The following is an 18,992-nucleotide window of genomic DNA, read 5'->3' as shown; positions in this document are numbered from 1 at the left end:
CGCGCTGAAAGCCCGACTTTAGAAACTGCCTTTGAGGGGGTATTCGATGATCAGGTAGAGGCGGTCGATGTCATCGCCGCCCTGGGCCTGGTTGGCACGGTGGCTAACGTGGGAGAACGACAGGCTCAGGTCCTTGGCGGCACCGGACTGCACCACGTATTTCAGGTCTATGTCGCGCTCCCAGTGCTTGCCGCCGTTGCCGTACTGGTTCACATAACCCCCGTTTGCCGGGGCATGGCTGCCATCGATGTCGCGGCCACTGACGTAACGGCCCATCAGGCTCAGGCCGGGCACGCCCAGGGTAGCGAAGTCTAGGTCGTAGCGCAGTTGCCACGAGCGCTCGCCAGGGCCGTTGAAGTCGGCGTACTTGATCGAATTGGCCAGGTAGATGGAGTCGCCACCGACGAAGTCGAACGGAGTGTCGCCCTCGACCTTCTGATAGGCCAGGCTCAGCGCCTGGGCACCGAAACGGTACTTGGCCAGCAGGCTGTAGGCGAGCGTGTCGATTGCACCGGCGCTGGCGCTACCGGTGTCACGGGTGTGGTATAGGTTGCCGTCCAGGCGCCAGTTGCCTTCGGCCAGGTTCAGGTTGAGGTAGGCCTGGCGCCAAGTGTCCTGAAGTTGCCCCGCATACAGCGCGCCGCCGAACGGGCCAGCAGGTGCGAACGTGGCGCCTGCCAGGCTGATGGCGCGGTTGTGGGTGGTGGCGCCGTAGCCGCTGAAATCGTCGTGGGTCGAACTGTTGTCCTGGTTGTTGAAGGCGGTGAAACGCCCGGCCTGCAGCCGCCAGTCGGGCAAATCGGTGTTCTCGACCAACCAGCCGGTGGCGTATTCGGGGTGCAAGCGTTTGTCGCCGGTGTCGAATACCGGGGTTTCCACCATCATTTCCCCGTAGCGCAGCTGGGTGTTGCCCAGGCGCAGCTTTAGCGCGGCGCCGGCGCTGGAGTAGTCGGATTCGGCGCGCCCATCGCTGTCGCGCGGCAGCAGGCCGGTGCCGGCATGGCCGCGACCGCCGTCTAGCTTGAAACCGAGAAAGCCATTGGCGTCGATGCCGACGCCAAGCGTGCCTTCGGTGAAGCCGGAGCGGACCTCGCCGATGAAGCCCTGGGCCCATTCCTGGCGGTAGTTCTGGCCACTGCCGGAAGGTGAGCGAAAGCCGCTGTGCAGGACGTAATTGCGGCTGAGCAGCGACCAGCCGGGTTCAGCGGCCTGGCTGAGTGCCGGGCACAGGGCGAGGGTGGCGAGCAGGGCGCGGCCTGGCCCGTGAGTGGCGCGGATCATGGGGGCTCCGGAGTGGATGATCCGGGAGTGTGGGTGAAGGATAGGCCTGGGGTCTTGTAAGCGTGTGCTGGGGGATTTGGTTTACCTGTACCGGCCTCTTCGCGGGCACGCCCGCTCCCACAGGGTCTGAGCCCTGTGCGGTACCTGTGGGAGCGGGCATGCCCGCGAAGAAGCCAGCTCAGTACTCAAGCCATGTCGCTGATCGCAAACTCCTCAGCCAGATGATCGATCAACGCCCGCACCGAAGGCAGCAATCCGCGCCGCGATGGGAAGATCGCATGCACGATGCCACAGCGCGGGTGCCAGTCCGGGATCAGTTCCACCAACCGCCCCGCCGCCAGGTCCTCGCGCACAGCCACCCGCGGCAAGTGCGCAATGCCGACCCCGGCCACCACGAAATGACGCAGGGCAAACAGGTCGTCGGTCACCATGCGTGGTTTGTGCGGGATGACGATGCTGCGGCTGCTGTCTTCACCCCGAAACAGCTCCCACTGATACTCGCGCTGGGCGCTGCCCCAGTGCAGGCTGGGCAGCGTGCTGAGCAACTGTGGGTCGAAACCTTTGGGCAGCTGCTCCAGGTATTGAGGTTGGCCGACCAGGCACTGGGTGCTGTTGCTTAGCACCTTCATCACCATGTCGGTGTTTTCCAACGGCGGAAAGCGCACCCGCAAAGCGATGTCGAAGCCCTCATGCAGCAGGTCGACGCGGCGGTTGGTACTTTCGATGAACAGCTCCACCTGCGGGTACTTGAGCATGTAGCGGGTCAGCATCGGCCCGACCCAGGAGTTGAGCAGGGTGGTCGGGCAACTGATGCGCACCAGCCCGCGCGGTTCGCTGCGGTTGCGCTCGATGATCTCCGCCGCACCCTCGGCCTCCACGCGCATGGCCAGGCAGCGGTTGTAGTAGGCCTGGCCGATCTCGGTGAGCGAGCAATGGCGGCTGGTGCGGTGCAGCAGGCGCACGCCCAGGCGCTCCTCCAGGTCGGCAATGCGCCGGCTGAGCTTCGACTTGGGCATGTCCAGCGCCCGGCCTGCCGGGGCGAAACCACCGTGCTCGACTACCTGGGTGAAGTAGTAGAGGGAGTTGAGGTCTTCCAATGATCGGTCTCCGGGTTTTGGCTTGCAGGCAGCCCCTACACAGCCATCGTTCACGAAACGGAACGCTAAAGCCAGATTCTGCTGACTACCGCCACAAAGGTGATGATTTTAATCTGTGCCCATCAACTCGAAACACCCCGAACAGCTGAAAAATTCATAAACCTTTGGAGCACCGACCATGAGCAAATTCACCTACAACCGCCTGAACAAAGAGGACGCCGCTGTACTGCTGGTAGACCACCAGGCTGGCCTGCTGTCGCTGGTGCGTGACATCGAACCGGACAAGTTCAAGAACAACGTGCTGGCGCTGGCCGACCTGGCGAAGTTCTTCAACCTGCCTACCATCCTCACCACCAGCTTCGAGCAAGGCCCCAACGGCCCGCTGGTACCGGAGCTGAAGGAGCTGTTCCCGGACGCGCCGTACATCGCTCGCCCCGGCCAGATCAACGCCTGGGACAACGAAGACTTCGTCAAGGCGGTGAAGGCGACTGGCAAGAAGCAGCTGATCATTGCGGGTGTGGTGACCGAGGTGTGCGTGGCGTTCCCGGCACTGTCGGCGCTGGAAGAGGCGTTTGAAGTGTTCGTGGTGACTGATGCTTCCGGCACCTTCAACGAAATGACCCGCGATGCGGCGCATGACCGCATGAGCCAGGCTGGTGCGCAGATGATGACCTGGTTTGGCGTGGCCTGTGAGCTGCACCGTGACTGGCGCAATGATGTGGAAGGGCTGGCGGCGCTGTGCTCCAACCACATTCCGGATTATCGGAATCTGATGACCAGCTATAACGCGTTGACTGCGGGTAAGTAACAGCCAGTAACTTGGTGGGAGGGCTCCACTGAGCGCCATCGTTGACTTGATATAGAAGTGTTTGTTAGCGTTTCAGTTGAGCGCGAAACCAGCTGCCATTCAGCGGCAACAGTTGGCGTAGGAACCCCGCCGATGGCTGAATCATCAGCGTCGGGTGAGACCTCCACACCCTGGCTTGAGGGTGTGCATATGAATATCAAGCACGCTTGCAGGGCCACTGGCGACAGTGGCCCTTTTCTTTGCCTGACAGGAATGTGTACCGCTTGTACAGCAGCTTGCCGTGGCGATGTTTGTTCAGCGCTTTCGCATCGCATTGCATGAAATTCCACAGCATTTTGCCTTTGTTGAGGACTACGACCACCAGCATCTGCCGCTTGGTTTCATACACGCCTATGAAGGCCAGTCTGTTTGTGTCATTGGTATATGCCACCTGCCACACTTCAAATGGTCCGATCAGGGTATCGAGGGCGACTTTGACATAGCGCTCCCGGGCATCCTGTCGCTTCTCGACGATGTGATGGATGCAGCTACGCTGAATCAGGATGTCACCCATCGGGCTCCTGATGACTACCCGGCTGCGATAGGTGCCGCTGACGCGGTGACGGCGAAGTGAGCCTAGAGAGAAGGGTTGCGGCGAACAATCAGACGCGGGGTGACGCGCCGTGTAGGGTGTTTCCTTTATTGAGGCTGAGCAGGCCAGGCACCTTGGCCTGCTCATGGCGGCTGTGATGCCCTTCAACTTGCGGGCTGCGACTCGATACCTCCCAGCAATGCTTTCAACTAACCCTCCTGCCATTTCAACTGCGTTCAGGTTGCCCCAGAACAGGCTCTTGCCGGTTTCGCCCAGGTGTTCCAGGGCTTTGTAGCCACAGCCGTAAGCGCCCGCAGGTACCGGCCCTTTCGCGGGCTCGCCCGCTCCCACAGGTGTCGCGCAAGCTTCAAACCCAGTGCAGAACCTGTGGGAGCGGGCATGCCCGCGAAGAGGCCGGCACAGGCAATATCAATTCACGGGCTGTGACTCAATCCCCTCAAGCCATGCGCTCAAAGGCCGTCAGTCCGCATCCGAATCAAACAACCGCTCCAACTCAACCCGCGCCTCCTTGGCCGTTTGCATCACCTTGGCCCGGTCATCGCGGACCTGCCCCTGGGCCACCAGCACTTCTTCGTCATGCTGGGTGAACCGTGCAATCCGGTCCGCCGCCTGCTCATCGCTCAAACCCAGCCCCACCAGCGCGCGGCGGGTCATTTCCAGGCTGGAATAGAACGTCTCGCGGATTGGCTCGGCACCGACATCCGCCAACTTGTGCACATGCTGGCGGTTGCGCGCACGGGCCAGCACTTTCAGGTGCGGGTACAGGCGCTTCACCCGCTCAGCTGTGTGAATGGCAGCTTCAGGGTCATCAATGGTGATGATGAAGTACTCCGCTTCACCCACCTTGGCGGCATGCAGCACTTCCGGGCGCAGCGGGTCGCCGTAGAACACCGGCACCTGCTCGAACATACGGGTCATCTCGATGGCATCGACCGAGGTTTCCAGGGCAATGAACGGGATCTTCTGCGCGCGCAGGATGCGTGCAACGATCTGCCCCATACGCCCCATGCCGACGATTACCGCCCGAGGCGTATCCGCCTGTATCTGCTTGTATTGCTCAGGCACTTCACGCGCAGGTTGCGGCCGCTTGAGGGCGCGGGCGCAGGCAATCATCAGCAGCGGGGTAATGGCCATCGACAGGGTGATGGTCATCAGCAGCAGGTCGTAGGTCTGGGTGTCGAACAGGCCCTGGTCCTTGCCCAGCTTGAACACCACGAAAGCGAACTCGCCGCCGGCCGCCAGCACCATGCCCAGGCGTAGCGCGTTGGCGCCGCTCAGGCCACCGGCCAGGCGGCCAACGCCAACCAGCAGCACCAGCTTAACTGCCACCAGCAGCAGGGTCAGGCCTAGCACCACCAGCGGCATTTCCAGCAGCAGCCGCAGGTTGGCACCCATGCCGACACTGATGAAGAACAACCCCAGCAGCAGGCCCTTGAAGGGTTCGATCTGAGATTCCAGCTCGTGGCGGTACTCCGAGTCCGCCAGCAGCAAGCCGGCGAGGAAGGCACCCAGCGCCATGGAAATGCCGGCTTCCTCCATCAACCATGCGGTACCGATCACTACCAGCAGCGCAGTGGCGGTAGACACCTCTGGCAGGCCGGTGCGGGCCACCGTGCGGAACACCGGGCGCAGCAGGTAGCGGCCGCCGACGATCACCACGGCGATGCTGGCGAAAACCTGCAAGCCGTGTTGCAGGCTGTCGCCGTGGCTGGTGTCCGGCCCGCTGGCGGCCAGCAGCGGCACCAGGGCGATCAGCGGTATGGCGGCGATGTCCTGGAACAGCAGGATGGCGAAGGCCAGGCGGCCGTGCGGGGCATTGAGTTGCTTGCTTTCGGCCAGGCTTTGCAGGCCGAGGGCGGTGGATGACAGCGCCAGGCCAAGGCCGAGCACGATGGCCGCAGGTAGCGCCTGACCGAAACCGAACAGGGCAATGGCGCCGATCAGCACGCCGGTCAGCACCACTTGGGCGGTACCGACGCCGAACACGGCCTTGCGCATCAGCCACAGGCGTTTGGGTGACAATTCCAGGCCGATGATGAACAACAGCAGCACCACGCCCAGCTCGGAAATGTGCGCCACGCTTTCGGTATCGCGGATCAAACCCAATGCCTGCGGGCCAATGACCACACCGGCCAGCAGGTAGCCAAGCACGGCACCCAGTTGCAGGCGCTTGGCCAAGGGCACGGCAAGGACGGCAGCGAGCAGAAAGATCACCGCGGTTTGTAGAAGGCTGCCTTCATGTGGCATGGGCTCGTACTCCATGAGCTGCCGGGGCAGCGTTCGAACAGGTTGGCGGACAATTCTGAGGGCCGGGGTGGCGTTAGACAATCTGCCATCGGGGAGAAAGATTGTCCTGAAAAATGAGACAACCTGTGCAGCCCCTGTGGGCGCGGGTTTCCCCGCGAAGCGGCCCGCTCAGGAAACACACTGACTCAGGCCCCACCAAACTGTGCCCGATACTGCGCCGGCGTCATGCCAATCCGTTCGCAGAACACCTTGCGCATGTGCCGGTCACTGCCAAACCCGCACTGCGCCGCCACCACCTTCAGTGGCAGGTCGCCGCATTCGAGCAACTGGCGGGCGCGGTCGATGCGCGCATTCTGCAGGTATTGCAGTGGCGTAATCCCCACCTCGCGCTGAAACGTGCGGGCAAAGTTGCGCCCGCTCATGGCCACCAGGTCGGCCATTTTCTGCACGGTGAAGGCCTGCTCGATATGATCGACGATGTATGCCTGCACCCTCGCCACTGGCGAGTCGTCGCGTGGCACTGCCGCCAGCAGCGGCCCATACGGCGTTTGCCCTCCCTGCCGGTGGCGCGCCACCAGCAGCACCTTGGCCACTTCCAGGGCCAGTGCCTTGCCGTGGTCTTCGGCGATAACCGCCAGTGCCAGGTCAATGCCCGCCGTGATGCCGCCAGACGTGATCAGGCAGCGGTCGATGACATAGATCTGCTCGGTTTCCACCTTGGCCGCGGGAAACGCCTGCGCCAGGCGCTCTACGTAGTTCCAGTGGGTGGTGCAACGGTAGCCGTCCAGCAGCCCGGCCCGGCCCAGCAAGAATACCCCGGTACAAATCGCCCCGAACCGCTTCGCACTGCGCACGGCCTGGGGTAGCCAACGCTCGAGCACTGGCAGCGCGATGTCGTAGGCGCCAGGGCCACCGGGCACCAGTAGCAGATCCACGGCGGCAGGCAGGTCTTCCAGGCGTAGGTCGGCCACCACCTTCAGCCCGCACGAGCCACGCACCGCCGCCTGCCCCTCGGCCAGGGTGAGCAACTGGTAGCGCCGCTCGGCCGGCAGGAAACGGTTGGCGATGGCGAATGCATCCATAGGCCCCGTCACGTCCAGCAACAGCACATCGTTGAACAGCACCATGGCGACGGTGCGGTGGGCGGTTTTTTGCTGCATTGCTTTTCTACCTTGAACCTGGTGCCGCTGACGGCCTGTAACTGAATATGAAACGCATCTTATGGTAGCGGCAAACCCGCCAGGGCCAGCACCGCACAATTAAGAACAATTCAGCTTTGGCTCAGGACTTTGTCATGTGCCGGGGGTGAGACTTTCCCTACTGAACAGGAGAGTCGCCATGCACGACGGGACGCCTCAAATGCCGCTGCAACCCCCTGGGGCCCTGACGCCTGCGCGCTTGCGCCGGGCCAAGGAACTGATGCTGCGCAGCTCGCTGTCGATCATCGAGATCGCCGGCCTGTGCAACCTCACACGCAGCCATTTCTCCCGAGCTTTCAAGGTCAATACCGGGCTTTCGCCCCAGGCCTGGCGCCTGCTGGCACGCATGGAAAAGGCCAAGCGCCTGCTTGCCACCGAGGCGCCCATTACCCACGTGAGCCTGGAATGCGGGTTCTGCGACCAAGCCCACTTCACCCGTGCCTTCAGCCGCCTGGTCGGCCAGCCGCCGAACGCGTGGCGCCAGGCCCAGGCCTGTTCTTAAGCCGGAGCTATTCACCGGTATAGCCCCCTGCGGGTAGTACCGCGCCGCTTTTCCAACCGAGGAGTCACCCCCCATGAGCCAACCCGATTACAAGCGCCTGAACAAAGACGACGCCGTGGTACTGCTGGTGGACCACCAGACCGGCCTGATCTCGCTGGTGCAGGACTTCGCCCCCAACGAGTTCAAGAACAACGTGCTGGCCCTGGGTGACCTGGCCAAGTTCTTCGGCCTGCCCACCATCCTCACCACCAGTTTCGAGCAAGGCCCGAACGGCCCGCTGGTGCCGGAGCTCAAGGCGATGTTCCCGGACGCGCCCTACATTGCCCGCCCAGGCCAGATCAATGCCTGGGACAACGAGGATTTCGTCAAGGCGATCAAGGCGACCGGGCGCAAGCAATTGATCATTGCCGGCGTGGTCACCGATGTGTGCGTGGCCTTCCCGACCCTGTCGGCGCTGGCGGAAGGTTTCGAGGTGTTCGTGGTCACCGATGCCTCGGGCACTTTCAACCCCACCGTGCAGCAGGCAGCATGGGTGCGCATGACCCAGGCGGGCGCGCAGATGATGAACTGGTTCTCGGTGGCCTGTGAGCTGCACCGCGACTGGCGCAACGACATCGAAGGGCTGGGCAATTTGTTGTCGCAGCGCATACCCAACTATCGCAACCTGATGAACAGCTATGCGGCGCTGACGTCGCGCTGATTCAGCCTTGAACCGGCCTTGCAGCGGGTACACCCGTTCCTGCAGCGTGGTATGCGCAGGCGCGGGGTGCACCGTGAACAGGCCGGCATAGGCTAGAGGTCACTGGCCGGCAGGGTGAAGCGAATCCGGCAGCCTCCAAGCTCCGACACCAGCGCCTGCAACTGGCCGCCGTGGGCCTGTACCACCGAATTGCAGATTGCCAGGCCCATGCCCATACCGCTGCCCTTGGTGGTGTAGAACGCATCGAACACGCGCTCGCGTTCTTCAACCGCAATGCCCGGCCCGTTGTCCTCCACACAGATCTCTACCTGCCCCGCAACTACCGCCGAGGCAATGCGCAGCACGCCATCGGCGCGGTACCCCGCCAGCGCCTCCAGGCCATTGGTGATCAGGTTGAACATCAGCTGTTGCAACTGCACCGGGTCGGCCATCACGCTGCCCCCCGCGTGCAAGTGGGTTTGCACCTGCACTGCACCCTTGGCGGCATCGGTCGAGGTCAGGCGCACCACCTCGCGGATCACCGCGTCCGGCTTCACCGCCTGGCGCTGCAGCGGTGCCTGTTTGGCCAGCGAGCGCAACGCCCGCAGGATGTTGGCAGCACGCTCGCTGTCATTGCGGATGTCTTCCAGCCCGGCCATCGCTTCTTCGAGGTCGGGCTTTGCGCGCTTCAGCCAGCGCAGGCTGGCGGCGGCATTGGCAGCGATACCCAGCAACGGCTGGCTGATTTCGTGGGCAATCGAGGCCGACAGTTCGTTCATGACTTGCAGGTGGGCAGTGCGCGCAAGCTCTGCGCGAGAATGACGCCGTTCCGCCTCTATCTGCGCCCGGCTCTGGTTGTCTTCGGCCAGGCGCGTGTAGAACTTGGCCGTCTGCAGTGACACCGCGGCCTGCGCCGCCAGGATCTCCAGCATGGCCAGGCGCTGGCTGCCGAACAGGCCGGGTACCAGGCGGTTTTCCAGGTACACCAGGCCGATCAGCACCCCCTGGATCACCAGGGGCAGGCACAGTACCGAGCGGGCGCCACGTGCCTGCAGGTCCTGGCGAAAGGCTTCTGGACAATCGCTTTGCGCATCGCTCAGCACCAGCGGCTTGCGCGTACGCATGGTGGTGTTGATGACCGACAACGGCGCCTGGGTCATGAATTTCTGGCAATTGTCCATGTTCACGTGCAGCCCGGCATCGTCGATGTAGGCGAGGGCGGCCATCTGGAATTCGGCACCGCTGACGATCAGCAGTGCACCGTGGTCGGCGCCGGAATGCTCGGTCAGGTGGCCCATCAGGGTTTCGATCAGGCCCTCCAGCAGCACCTCCTCGGACAGCGCTCGCGCCGCTTCGATACCGGCCTCAAGGTCCAGCCTGGCCTGCTGCGTGGCACGCTGGGTTTCCTGGATCGGCTGGGTGCGCAGGAACGGATGCAGGGTCTCGAGTTGGTGCACCTTGCCGGTTGCGCCCCAGATGTGGAAACAATCGCGAGCGACGCGCAGGTGCAGGTTGGCGCCGGAAATCAGGCCGCTGGGGATGCACACTTCCGCCAGTTGCTCATGGGCCAGCGCCTGTTCGTGGACGAAGCCGGCAGCGGTGGCGGCGATCTGGGCCTGGTCGAAGAAACGAATGGCGGCCAGCCCGTCGCCCTCCAGCTTGGCGATCACCCCTTCGATCAGCAGCAATTTATTGCGGAACGTGGCCGGGTTGAAGCCTGCCCAGTGAGCGAAGCGCTCACGCAATGCCTGTAGTGCGTGCAGCTTGTCGGCAAGGCTGCCGGGGGCCTCCGGGCTGCCCAGGAGCAAGCCACGGAACAGGTGGTAGTCGGCCAGGTTGATGTGGGCCGGCGCGGCCCAGGCGTAGTCGCCGGCCCGCGCCAGGCTGGCCATGGCCTGCGTATGGTTGCCCAGGTAGAAGGCGCTCATGCCGGCGAACAGGTACTCGAAGAACCGTGTGATGGGCGAGTTCGAGGGTGCGGTTGCGGTCGTGCCGGTGGTGCCGCTGAGGGCGGCGACGAACGCTTGCTGGGCCAGCAGGGTCTGCGCCACCTCCAGGTAGCCATGCCGGCGCGCAGTGGCCAGGCCCTGGGCGACTTCCTCGGCCACTTCCGGCAGGTAGCGGCCCATGATCAGCGAGTCGGAAACCAAGTGGTTGCAGGCATGGCAGCTCATGGCCAGGTCGCCGCTCAGGTGCGCCGAATCGACGGCCTCCACGGCGGTGCGGCGGGCCAGCTCCATGGGCGACGTCCAGGCACTGAGCTGGTCCAGAGCGAGCAGCGCGCTGCTCAGGTCGGCCTCCAGGCCGTGGCGCTCGATCAGCTTGAGCGCTGCCAGGCAGCAGCTATGGCCATCGTGATAGGCACCAAAACGCTCGGCGCACATCACCCCGTACCAGGCCAGGCCGTAGGTGCTCCCTGGCGCCACGCCATGCAGCAACGCCAGCTCCATGAGCTTGGCCAGGTGCAGGAAACACAGGTCGTCCGGCACCAGGAACGATGACGACAGGGTCGCCAGCAAACCCACTGCCAGTGCGACCTCTTGCGAGTCGGTGCGTGGCAGCGACTCCAGGCAGTGAAGGCCTTTCTGCTCGATCAGGCTTTGCACACGGGCATGGCTGGCTTGCACCTGGTGTGGGTCAAGGCCTGGCGCGAGTTCGATACCCAGCATCCGCAGGCCGCCAAGCGCGCTGGCGATGGCAGCCTGGCAGTTACCCTGCAAGGTCTCCAGGCGTGCCTGCAACTGGCACACCCTGGCCCGCTCCAGCGTCGAGCCGGCACGCTGGCGGCATTCAGCCAGGCGGGCCTGGGCGGCGACCGTGCGCGACAGTTGCAAGTCGCACTCCGTTGCCATGCTGGCAATCGCAAAGCCAAGCGTGGCGCGGCCTTCCAGCGTACTGCCGGCTTCGAGCAGCTGTTGTGCCGTGTGCAGGTAGCCGGCGGCCTGCTCATAGGCGCGGCTGTCACGCGCCCGCTGTGCCGCCTCGTACGTAAGTTGCAGGAACGTTGCACAGTCATTTGCGGCAAACCCGCACGGGCTGGCGCGTTGCAGCTGATGGGCAATCTCGAACAGCAGCGCCTGCAAGCGGTCTGGCCAAGCCCCGAGCATGGCCACGGCAATGCGCGCATGCAGCGCTTCGCGCTCGTGCCCTGGCGTCAGTTGATACGCCGCTTCCTGCACGCGGTCATGCACGAAGCCCAGGCCGCTCTGGCTCGACAGCAGGAAGCCCGCGGCAATCAGGACCTGCACCGCAGTGCCTGGCGCCCGCCCCAGCACCCGCTGCAATACGCCATTGTCGCAGCGGCTGCCTGCGGCGCTGGCGATGCGCAGTACGTCGCGCTGTGGCGCGGGCAGGCGCGCCAGGCGGTGGATCATCAGCTCGGCGACATTGTCGGCGTAACGGTGCCGGGCCACGGCCTGTGGGCACCACGACCAACGCATGGCCTGGGTATCGAAGAAGAACAACTGGTCTTCGACCATGGCGCGCAGGATCTGGTGGATGAAGAACGGGTTGCCTGCGGTCTTCTCATGTACCTGTGCAGCCAGTGCCAAGGCGGCTTCGGCATCCACGTGGTAGCGCTCGGCGATCAACTCTGCCACCGCGCCAACGGCCAGCGGTCGCAGGTTCAGGGTGGTACTGCGCAGTGAGTGGGGGACACTGACCGGGCCTTGGGTAGTGCCGGTGTCGCTGCGTTGGGCAAAGATCAGCAGCAGGTTGCCGGGCGCGTTTGCCAGCAGTTGCGCCAGGAGCTGGCGCGAGGCCTCATCGACCCACTGGATGTCGTCGATGAACAGCACCAGTGGCAGGCCGGGGCGGCTGAATACTGCAAGGAATTCGACCACGGCCCGCAGCTCCTTCTGCAGCGCCATGGGGGTAAGTTTGCCTGGCAGTGGCGGCAACGCGCCGAGCACTAGCTGCAGGTCTGGCGCCAGCTTGCCCAGCAGCCGGCCGTGGCCTTGGATGCGGCGCAGAATGTCGTGGCGCAGGGCGTCGAGTTCGTGGCTGTCCTTGGCCAGCAACTGGGTGGTCAGGGCGCCGAGGATTTCCACCCAGGGCGCGTAGGGCGCAGCCTGCGACACGCTGTTGCACTTGCCGACCGCCCAGTACCCTTGAGCATTGGCCTTGAGTGCAGCGGCCACCAGGCTCGACTTGCCCATGCCTGCGGCGCCTTGAATATGCAGCACTTGCGGCGTGCTGTCGCGGCGCAACCCCTTGAGCAGCAGCGCAATGGCCTGCTGTTCGGCATCGCGGCCATACAGGCGGCTGCCATGGGCGGCGACCGGGTCGGCGCAACCTGGTTCAAAGGCCGCCATGTGTTTGCTGGCAGCCCATTGCCGCTGGCAGTAGCCCAGGTCCACGGCCAGGGCGTGTGCGCTCTGGTAGCGTGCGTCCGGTTCCTTGGCCAGGGCCTTGGCCAGCACGCTGCTCAGCGGCTGCGGCACGCGGTTGTCGACTTCGCAGGCGGTCTTGGGTTGTACCCCGGCATGCAGCTGACGCCAGTGCTGGGTATCGCGCCCGGTCAGCGGCAATTCACCGAGCAGTAGCTGGTACAGGATCGCCCCCAGGGCATAGATGTCACTGCGCAGGTCGTTGTTGCTGCCGTGCGGGCAGACTTGCTCGGGCGCCAGGTAGGTCCAGTTGCCGAGCGGCATGCCTTGCTCGCCGAGCGGATGCGCAGGTGTTGCACGGAACCCGCCCAGCCGCACCTGCAAGTTGTCCTGCACATGCACATGGGCTGGCTGCAGGGCGCCGTGCAGTACATTGCTTTGGTGGGCCTGGGCCAAGGCAGTGGCGGCGTTCAGCGCAATCTCCAGGAACGGCTCCAGCGCCAGCCGGCCTTCGCTGAGCAGGTCGGCGATGGAGTGACCGGCCGGGTACACCAGCAGTGGGCCTTCGGGGGAACGCACGAACGCGCACGGCACCACTGCCCACTGTGGGTCCAGTTTCAGCCGGTAGTCGCGCTCCAGGCGCTGACAGGCGGCGGGCGCTTCGAGCGGTGCGCGCATGGCGAGCCAGGCTTGCCCGCTGGTGGGGTCGCACAGGCGGAAGCAACTAAGCTCGCCATCCTGGCCCAACGCTGTGATGTCGCAGTTGTTGAGCCAGCTTCCGTCGACTGTCTGGTCGTAATCGATGGGCCTGTGAGCAAGGCGTTCATCGCGCATGAAACACCCCCCTGCTGGCGACATCCCGAGACGTGAGTATACGCAGCCAGCCCAAGGGGAATGCGGGTTGCAGCCCGCTTGGCAGGAACGGGCACGCTGTTGTCCGTTATCGTCCCCTGGCCTTTTCCGGGCGCTTGTATAGTGCCTTGAACACCCTATCCCTCGGGATAATTGTTCCACTGCATCCGCTGGCCTAGGCTGTTCGTGGCTGCGCGAATGCCCGTGCCCGTGCGAGGAAGCCATGATCCGAATAGGCAATGCCCTGGTGTCCCTGGAGCGCCGCGAAGTGTTGCGCGACGGTAAGCCCATGCTGCTGGGCGGGCGCGCGTTCGAGGTGCTGGCCACACTGATCAGGGCCAAAGGCCGGGTGGTCGACAAGGAAGACTTGTTCAGCCAGGTGTGGGCCGGCACGGTGGTCGAGGACAACAATCTGCAGGTCCAGGTGTCGTTGCTGCGCAAGGCATTTGGCGACCGTGGGCTGATTCAGACCGTACCTCGGCGTGGCTACCGGTTGGCGGCCGAGATCAGCTTCGCGGCCCCTGCCCGGGCATTGGAGCTTTTGCCGTTGTGCGAAGGCGCCGACACCCTGGAGCCATCCGGCGAAAGTACGGATGTGCCAGTGCTGGTGGTTGATGACGACCCATCGGTACGTACGGCGCTCGGCCGGCTGCTGCGCTCGCAGGGAATACCCCATCATCTGTTCGCCAGTGCCGAGGCGCTGTTCGAAGCCCGGCTGGAAACCCCCTACGCCTGCCTGTTGCTCGACATGCACCTGCCCGATACCACCGGGTTGCAAGTGCAGGAAACGCTGCGCCAGCTGGCGCTGCCCTGGCCGATCGTGTTCATGACCGGCTTTGGCACCATTGCGATGACCGTGCAGGCGATGCGCGCAGGTGCTGTGGAGTTCCTTACCAAGCCCTTTGACGAGGAGCAGTTGCTGGCCCTGTTGGGTACGCTGCGGGTGCGGGCCGTGGCCGAAGGGCGCAAGTGGCGCCATGCCCGGCTCGTGGTGGAAAAGTACCAGCGCCTGACCCCGCGTGAGCGCCAGGTGTTCTCGCTGGTGGTCGACGGCCTGTCGCACAAGCAGATCGCCAGGCAGATCGGCACCAGTGAGGTGACCACCAAGGTGCACAAGAAGAGCATCATGAACAAGATGCAGTCCCGCTCATTGGTGGAGTTGGTCGCCATGCACAACGTGCTCGGCATACAGCAGGAGGGCATGGGCGGCGCATGAGCAGATGGGTATGCATCGTCGATGACGACGCTTCGGTGCGCAAGAGCCTGGCCAACCTGCTGCGTTCAGCCGGGTTCGAGACCCTGACCTTCGCCGACGGTGCCACGTTCCTGGCGTCTGAACCGGCAGGCCAGGCCGGTTGCGTGCTGCTCGATCTGAAGATGCCCGGCATGAGCGGGCTGCACGTGCAGCGGGAGCTGGCGCTGAGGCAATGGGCGGTAGGGGTGATCTGCATGTCGGCGCATTGGGATGATGCCGCTATGCAGGCGGCGAGGCGGCTGGGGGCGCTGGAGTGCCTGGGCAAGCCGTTTTCTGAAGAGGTATTGCTGGCGGTGGTTGAACAGGCGTTGGCTGGCCGCCAGTAAATCAGTGGCGGTGCTGGCCCTTGGCTGCACGGCCACTGGCAACCTAACTGCTCCCCGGCCGATACTGCAGGGCCTCGGCCAGATGCGCCCGGCCAATGGCCTCGCACCCCTCCAAATCCGCCAGCGTACGCGCCACCTTCAACAACCGATGTGCCGCGCGCAGCGACAGCGTCAGCCGCTCGCAGGCATTTTCCAGCCAGACCTGGTCGGCGGCGTTCAGGGCACAATGCCGGCGTAAACCCTCGAGATCGAGGAAAGCATTCGCGCAGGCCTGACGCCCGTATTGCAGCGCCCGGGCCTGTGCCACTTTCACAGCCACAGCGGCACTGGTTTCACCGCTAGGCTGGTTGTTCAGCGTGGTGCTTTCGCGGGCCACGGTCAGGTGCAGGTCGATGCGGTCCAGCAGTGGCCCGGACAGTTTGTTGCGATAGCGGGCGATCTGCTCGGTGCTGCAGCGGCAACGGCCGGTCGGGTCGCCGAGGTAGCCGCAAGGGCAGGGGTTCATGGCCGCCACCAACTGAAAGCGCGCGGGAAAGCGTACCTTGTCGCGGGCCCGGGCAATCACGATTTCACCGGACTCCAGGGGCTCGCGTAGCACCTCCAGCACGCGGCGCTCGAATTCCGGCAGCTCGTCGAGGAACAGCACGCCGTGGTGAGCAAGGGTGATTTCGCCAGGTTGCGGCCGGCTGCTGCCCCCAACCAGTGCCGGGCCGGAGGCGGAGTGGTGGGGGTGGCGAAAGGGGCGCTGCGGCCAGCTGCTCAGCGGTGCATGGCCGCTGACGGACTGGATCGCCGCCACTTCCAGCGCCTCGTGCTCGTCCAGCGGCGGCAGCAGCCCGGGCAGCCGGCTGGCGAGCAAGGTCTTGCCGGTGCCGGGCGGGCCGGTGAACAGCAGGTTATGCGCCCCGGCTGCTGCCAGCAGCAAGGCGCGCTTGGCTGCCAGTTGCCCTTGCACCTCGCTCAGGTCCGGGTACGGCCGTTGCTGCAGGACCAAACCGTTGGCTGCATAGGGCGCCAGAGGTATCTGGCCGTTGAGGTGGGCAACCAGCTCCAGTAAATGGCCCACGGCGTACACCGCCAGGCCGCCGGCCAGGCTGGCCTCCTCGGCGTTTTCCCGTGGCACCACCAGCGCCCGGCCTGCTTCGCGGGCCGCCAGTGCCGCCGGCAATACCCCCTGCACCGGGCGCAACGTGCCCGACAGTGCCAGTTCGCCCAGGCATTCGAGCTCGGCAAGGGCCGCGGTTGGCAGTTGACCGTCGGCGGCGAGGATGCCCAAGGCAATCGCCAGGTCGTAGCGCCCGCCATCCTTGGGCAGGTCGGCGGGGGCAAGGTTCTGGGTGATGCGCCGTTGTGGGTAGTTCAGCCCGGAATTGACGATGGCGCTGCGCACCCGGTCTTTGCTTTCCTTGACGGTGGTTTCCGGTAGGCCAACCAGGGTGAGGTGCGGCAACCCATTGGTCAGGTGCGTTTCGACGCTGACCGCCGGTGCCTGTACGCCCACCTGGGCGCGGCTATGGACGAGGGCTAGGGACATGGACGCTCCGTTGTCGCTGCTAAAGGCCGCTTCCTGCGGTAGCGCACAGGATAGCCAGCGCTCCCAAGGCTGGCGCAAGAAGTGTGCGTCGTGGTTTTTCAGGGCAGGGATTTTTCGGGTATTTTCACGTCACTGAGCAAAAGATGGATCCAATATTTTTTGCGTAGGGGCTGGGTATGGCTTAGTGTTGTTGGGCAACCGCAGTTGCCATGGAATGGCACTGTCCCTTCTTCCAAATGGACTTGAGGAATTGCCCCGTGCAAACGCTCACTCACACTCACCAGGTAATTCGTGAACTGGTGCAGGCCCGCGCATTCGTTGAGCTCACCCGTTTTTTCGATCGCCTCGAGGCGCAGTGGTATCAGGCGCCGCCCGGTGAGTTTCCGGCCTACCTGGCGGCCCTGGAAGGCCACATGTTCGCCGACCTCGACAACCAGGGCGACAAAGCCCCGACCCAGGTGCTCAAGGCCTGGGTCGATGCCTGCCCCAAGGCTTACCACCCGCACGTGGTAATGGGCATGCACTGCTTCCACCGCGCTTGCCGGGTACAGGCTGATGGCCAACCCAACGCTGCGCGTGTGCTGGCCGTAGGGCAGATATGCGAAACCGCGACTGCGCACCTGCTGCAGGCCCTGGAGCATTCGGCGCAACCGCTGGCAGCGGCCATCGGCATGCTGCGCGTCAGTGCGCAGTTGCGCGAGCCAGGCTGGTTGGGCGAGTTGTTCAATGGGCGGCCTGCGCGCTATCGGCCCAGTGCCCATGCCGACGTGGAGGTGCAGGAAGCCGCCGCGCCGCTGTTGGTCAGGCATGGGGTGCAACCGCTGGCGGAACTGCCAAGCAGCTTGCCCGCGTGCCTGGCCAAGCGGACCTACCAGGACGTTCAGGACCCGCGTTACTACTGGCTCCGCCACGCACTGGCCCTGCGCCCCGGTTGCTTTGAAGCCATCCAGGCCCTGGCTATCTACCTGTTACCGCGGTCGGGCGCCGATGCCGATGCGCTTGAACTGTTGGCCAGCGGCCCGTTGTGCGCCGGTTGGGACGAGCGCCTGCGTAACGCCTTGCGCTGGATTGCCGTTGAAGAGCAGCTACTTCTGCCGGCTGCCGACCAGTTGCAGGCCGTGGCCGTTTGGCAGCAGTTGTTCGACGCCTGGGCACAGCGCCCGCTGAGGCCACGGGAGCGCGCAGTACTGCTGGCTTGGCGGGGGGCGTTGCGCTGTACTGCATTGCACGATCAGGCCGGCGCGATGGGCGACTTTGCCGCGAGCCTGGCGTGCAATGCCGATCATGGCGCCATCGGGGCCATGGGCGAGCCTTTCCGTTGCCTGGCCGAGCTGATACTGCGCGACGGCCTGGCGGATGAGCAGCAGTTGTTGCGCCGCGCCCTCGAGCGCCTGTGCGACGGGCGCTGCCATGCGGGCGCCTGTGCCTTGCGCGCCGCAGGGCACTGCTTTGGTCTGTGGGGGCTGCCACGCTCCGCCGAGCTGGCCCAGGCATGGTCGCAGCGGGCGGTGAAACGCCAGCTGGCAGGCCATGCGCCGGGGTTCACGGTGCTAGCGGCGGCGCGCCTGCTATTGGCTGCCAACCGCCATGAAGTGGCCGTCTACCTGTACGAGCGTTGTGCCGAACTGAACCTGCCGGGGGCAGCCCTCGGCTTGCATGATTTGTACTGTGGTAGCCAGGCTAATACGCCGCAAGAGTACATTGATCGCCAGGCCGCTGAACATTGGCTGCGGCGCGCAGTGAAAGCGGGCAGCCGCCGGGCCAAATACAAGCTGGCGTGCCTGCGCATGAAGGGTGATGAGGACCTCAGCGAGCGAAGCGCCATGCTGGCCGTGAGGCACCTGCTGGTCGACGCGCTGGGCGATGCCCAGACCAATGCCCGCGCGCGTTTGCATCTGGGTATCCTGTTGCGCCAGTTCGGCAACTCTCGGGAGCGGGCCGAGGCTGTGGCGTACCTGTTGAGTCTGGTCGAGCACCCCGACCTGGGAATTGCCGCACGGGCCAGTGCCGAGCTGGGGCTGGCCTGGATGCAGGGGCGCGGCACTCGCAAGCAAAGCCGCTTTGCCGCCATCGAGTGGGCTAACCGTGCGGCCAGCTTGCAGCCAACAGACCCCGCCATCGCGCGTATCCAGGCCGAGATTCTCAACTCGCACAACCGGGTGAAAACAGTGTTCACCCAATGTGGTGCAGCGCTGTTGCGCGGCACCCTGCATGCCAGTGAGCTACCGCCCAAGCCGGCCGAGCTGAACGCCCTGCGGGTTTCCGCCTGACGCGAGGCAGCGGCAGGGCTGG

The 18,992-nt window shown here is 64.6% G+C and carries 13 protein-coding genes; 6 read left to right on the top strand and 7 right to left on the bottom strand.

Annotated elements, in window-relative coordinates; all coding sequences use genetic code 11:
• Window positions 1–18: 18 nt before the first annotated feature.
• Window positions 19–1,281, bottom strand: coding sequence for an OprD family porin (locus ACF8SD_RS13305; protein ID WP_392484210.1), 1,263 nt, complete (start codon window positions 1,279–1,281; stop codon window positions 19–21).
• 185 nt (window positions 1,282–1,466) lie between these two features.
• Window positions 1,467–2,378 carry a LysR substrate-binding domain-containing protein gene (locus ACF8SD_RS13300; RefSeq protein ID WP_054881724.1) on the bottom strand — a complete coding sequence of 304 codons (912 nt, stop codon included), beginning with the start codon at window positions 2,376–2,378 and terminating at the stop codon, window positions 1,467–1,469.
• A gap of 178 nt (window positions 2,379–2,556) precedes the next feature.
• On the opposite strand from ACF8SD_RS13300, the gene ycaC (ACF8SD_RS13295) reads away from it, so the two are divergent.
• On the top strand, window positions 2,557–3,186 hold the full coding sequence (ycaC, locus tag ACF8SD_RS13295; protein ID WP_392484212.1) for an isochorismate family cysteine hydrolase YcaC: 630 nt from the start codon (window positions 2,557–2,559) through the stop codon (window positions 3,184–3,186).
• Between the two features lie 196 nt (window positions 3,187–3,382).
• Here the strand turns inward: ycaC (ACF8SD_RS13295) and ACF8SD_RS13290 are convergent, their stop codons facing one another.
• The 3 genes from ACF8SD_RS13290 to ACF8SD_RS13280 all read right to left on the bottom strand — a co-directional run bounded on the left by ACF8SD_RS13290 (window position 3,383) and on the right by ACF8SD_RS13280 (window position 7,185).
• Window positions 3,383–3,904, bottom strand: a complete 522-nt coding sequence (locus ACF8SD_RS13290; RefSeq protein WP_283246113.1) for a PBECR2 nuclease fold domain-containing protein — start codon at window positions 3,902–3,904, stop codon at window positions 3,383–3,385.
• 333 nt (window positions 3,905–4,237) lie between these two features.
• Window positions 4,238–6,025, bottom strand: a complete 1,788-nt coding sequence (locus ACF8SD_RS13285; RefSeq protein ID WP_173891532.1) for a monovalent cation:proton antiporter-2 (CPA2) family protein — start codon at window positions 6,023–6,025, stop codon at window positions 4,238–4,240.
• A gap of 185 nt (window positions 6,026–6,210) precedes the next feature.
• The gene (locus ACF8SD_RS13280; protein WP_173891531.1) at window positions 6,211–7,185 is read right to left on the bottom strand and encodes a GlxA family transcriptional regulator; all 975 of its coding nucleotides are present in this window, start codon (window positions 7,183–7,185) and stop codon (window positions 6,211–6,213) included.
• A 178-nt stretch (window positions 7,186–7,363) separates the two neighbouring features.
• Between ACF8SD_RS13280 and ACF8SD_RS13275 the strand changes: the two genes are divergently transcribed.
• Complete coding sequence (locus tag ACF8SD_RS13275) at window positions 7,364–7,726, top strand: AraC family transcriptional regulator (protein WP_173891530.1); 363 nt, start codon at window positions 7,364–7,366, stop codon at window positions 7,724–7,726.
• Between the two features lie 73 nt (window positions 7,727–7,799).
• Window positions 7,800–8,426 (top strand): isochorismate family cysteine hydrolase YcaC, encoded by a 627-nt coding sequence (gene ycaC, locus ACF8SD_RS13270; protein ID WP_009681634.1) that lies wholly within the window; start codon window positions 7,800–7,802, stop codon window positions 8,424–8,426.
• A 92-nt stretch (window positions 8,427–8,518) separates the two neighbouring features.
• Here the strand turns inward: ycaC (ACF8SD_RS13270) and ACF8SD_RS13265 are convergent, their stop codons facing one another.
• A complete protein-coding gene (locus tag ACF8SD_RS13265; protein WP_392484896.1) occupies window positions 8,519–13,567 on the bottom strand; it encodes an AAA family ATPase in 5,049 nt (1,682 codons plus the stop codon).
• 241 nt (window positions 13,568–13,808) lie between these two features.
• Between ACF8SD_RS13265 and ACF8SD_RS13260 the strand changes: the two genes are divergently transcribed.
• Window positions 13,809–14,801 carry a response regulator gene (locus ACF8SD_RS13260; RefSeq protein ID WP_392484894.1) on the top strand — a complete coding sequence of 331 codons (993 nt, stop codon included), beginning with the start codon at window positions 13,809–13,811 and terminating at the stop codon, window positions 14,799–14,801.
• The gene (locus ACF8SD_RS13255) at window positions 14,798–15,166 is read left to right on the top strand and encodes a response regulator (RefSeq protein ID WP_173891527.1); all 369 of its coding nucleotides are present in this window, start codon (window positions 14,798–14,800) and stop codon (window positions 15,164–15,166) included. Before ACF8SD_RS13260 ends, ACF8SD_RS13255 begins: the two co-directional genes overlap by 4 nt.
• Window positions 15,167–15,209: 43 nt before the next feature.
• Here the strand turns inward: ACF8SD_RS13255 and ACF8SD_RS13250 are convergent, their stop codons facing one another.
• Entirely contained in the window at window positions 15,210–16,700 is a 1,491-nt protein-coding gene (locus ACF8SD_RS13250) for a YifB family Mg chelatase-like AAA ATPase (protein WP_392484892.1), read from the bottom strand.
• 257 nt (window positions 16,701–16,957) lie between these two features.
• Between ACF8SD_RS13250 and ACF8SD_RS13245 the strand changes: the two genes are divergently transcribed.
• A complete protein-coding gene (locus ACF8SD_RS13245; protein WP_173891525.1) occupies window positions 16,958–18,970 on the top strand; it encodes a DUF4034 domain-containing protein in 2,013 nt (670 codons plus the stop codon).
• Window positions 18,971–18,992 lie beyond the last annotated feature (22 nt).

This window comes from Pseudomonas sp. CJQ_9 (assembly GCF_043106615.1).
GTDB classification, from domain to species: Bacteria; Pseudomonadota; Gammaproteobacteria; order Pseudomonadales; family Pseudomonadaceae; genus Aquipseudomonas; species Aquipseudomonas juntendi.
The sequence above is the reverse complement of the archived record's forward strand: the minus strand, read 5'-3'. Positions and strand labels throughout refer to the sequence as shown.

Excerpts from the sequence above, each read along its gene's own strand:
- ACF8SD_RS13305 (WP_392484210.1), bottom strand. The coding sequence starts at position 1,281 with ATGATCCGCGCCACTCACGGGCCAGGCCGCGCCCTGCTCGCCACCCTC.
- ycaC (WP_392484212.1), top strand. The coding sequence starts at position 2,557 with ATGAGCAAATTCACCTACAACCGCCTGAACAAAGAGGACGCCGCTGTA.
- ACF8SD_RS13290 (WP_283246113.1), bottom strand. The coding sequence starts at position 3,904 with ATGAGCAGGCCAAGGTGCCTGGCCTGCTCAGCCTCAATAAAGGAAACA.
- ACF8SD_RS13285 (WP_173891532.1), bottom strand. The coding sequence starts at position 6,025 with ATGCCACATGAAGGCAGCCTTCTACAAACCGCGGTGATCTTTCTGCTC.
- ACF8SD_RS13280 (WP_173891531.1), bottom strand. The coding sequence starts at position 7,185 with ATGCAGCAAAAAACCGCCCACCGCACCGTCGCCATGGTGCTGTTCAAC.
- ACF8SD_RS13275 (WP_173891530.1), top strand. The coding sequence starts at position 7,364 with ATGCACGACGGGACGCCTCAAATGCCGCTGCAACCCCCTGGGGCCCTG.
- ycaC (WP_009681634.1), top strand. The coding sequence starts at position 7,800 with ATGAGCCAACCCGATTACAAGCGCCTGAACAAAGACGACGCCGTGGTA.
- ACF8SD_RS13265 (WP_392484896.1), bottom strand. The coding sequence starts at position 13,567 with ATGCGCGATGAACGCCTTGCTCACAGGCCCATCGATTACGACCAGACA.
- ACF8SD_RS13260 (WP_392484894.1), top strand. The coding sequence starts at position 13,809 with ATGATCCGAATAGGCAATGCCCTGGTGTCCCTGGAGCGCCGCGAAGTG.
- ACF8SD_RS13255 (WP_173891527.1), top strand. The coding sequence starts at position 14,798 with ATGAGCAGATGGGTATGCATCGTCGATGACGACGCTTCGGTGCGCAAG.
- ACF8SD_RS13250 (WP_392484892.1), bottom strand. The coding sequence starts at position 16,700 with ATGTCCCTAGCCCTCGTCCATAGCCGCGCCCAGGTGGGCGTACAGGCA.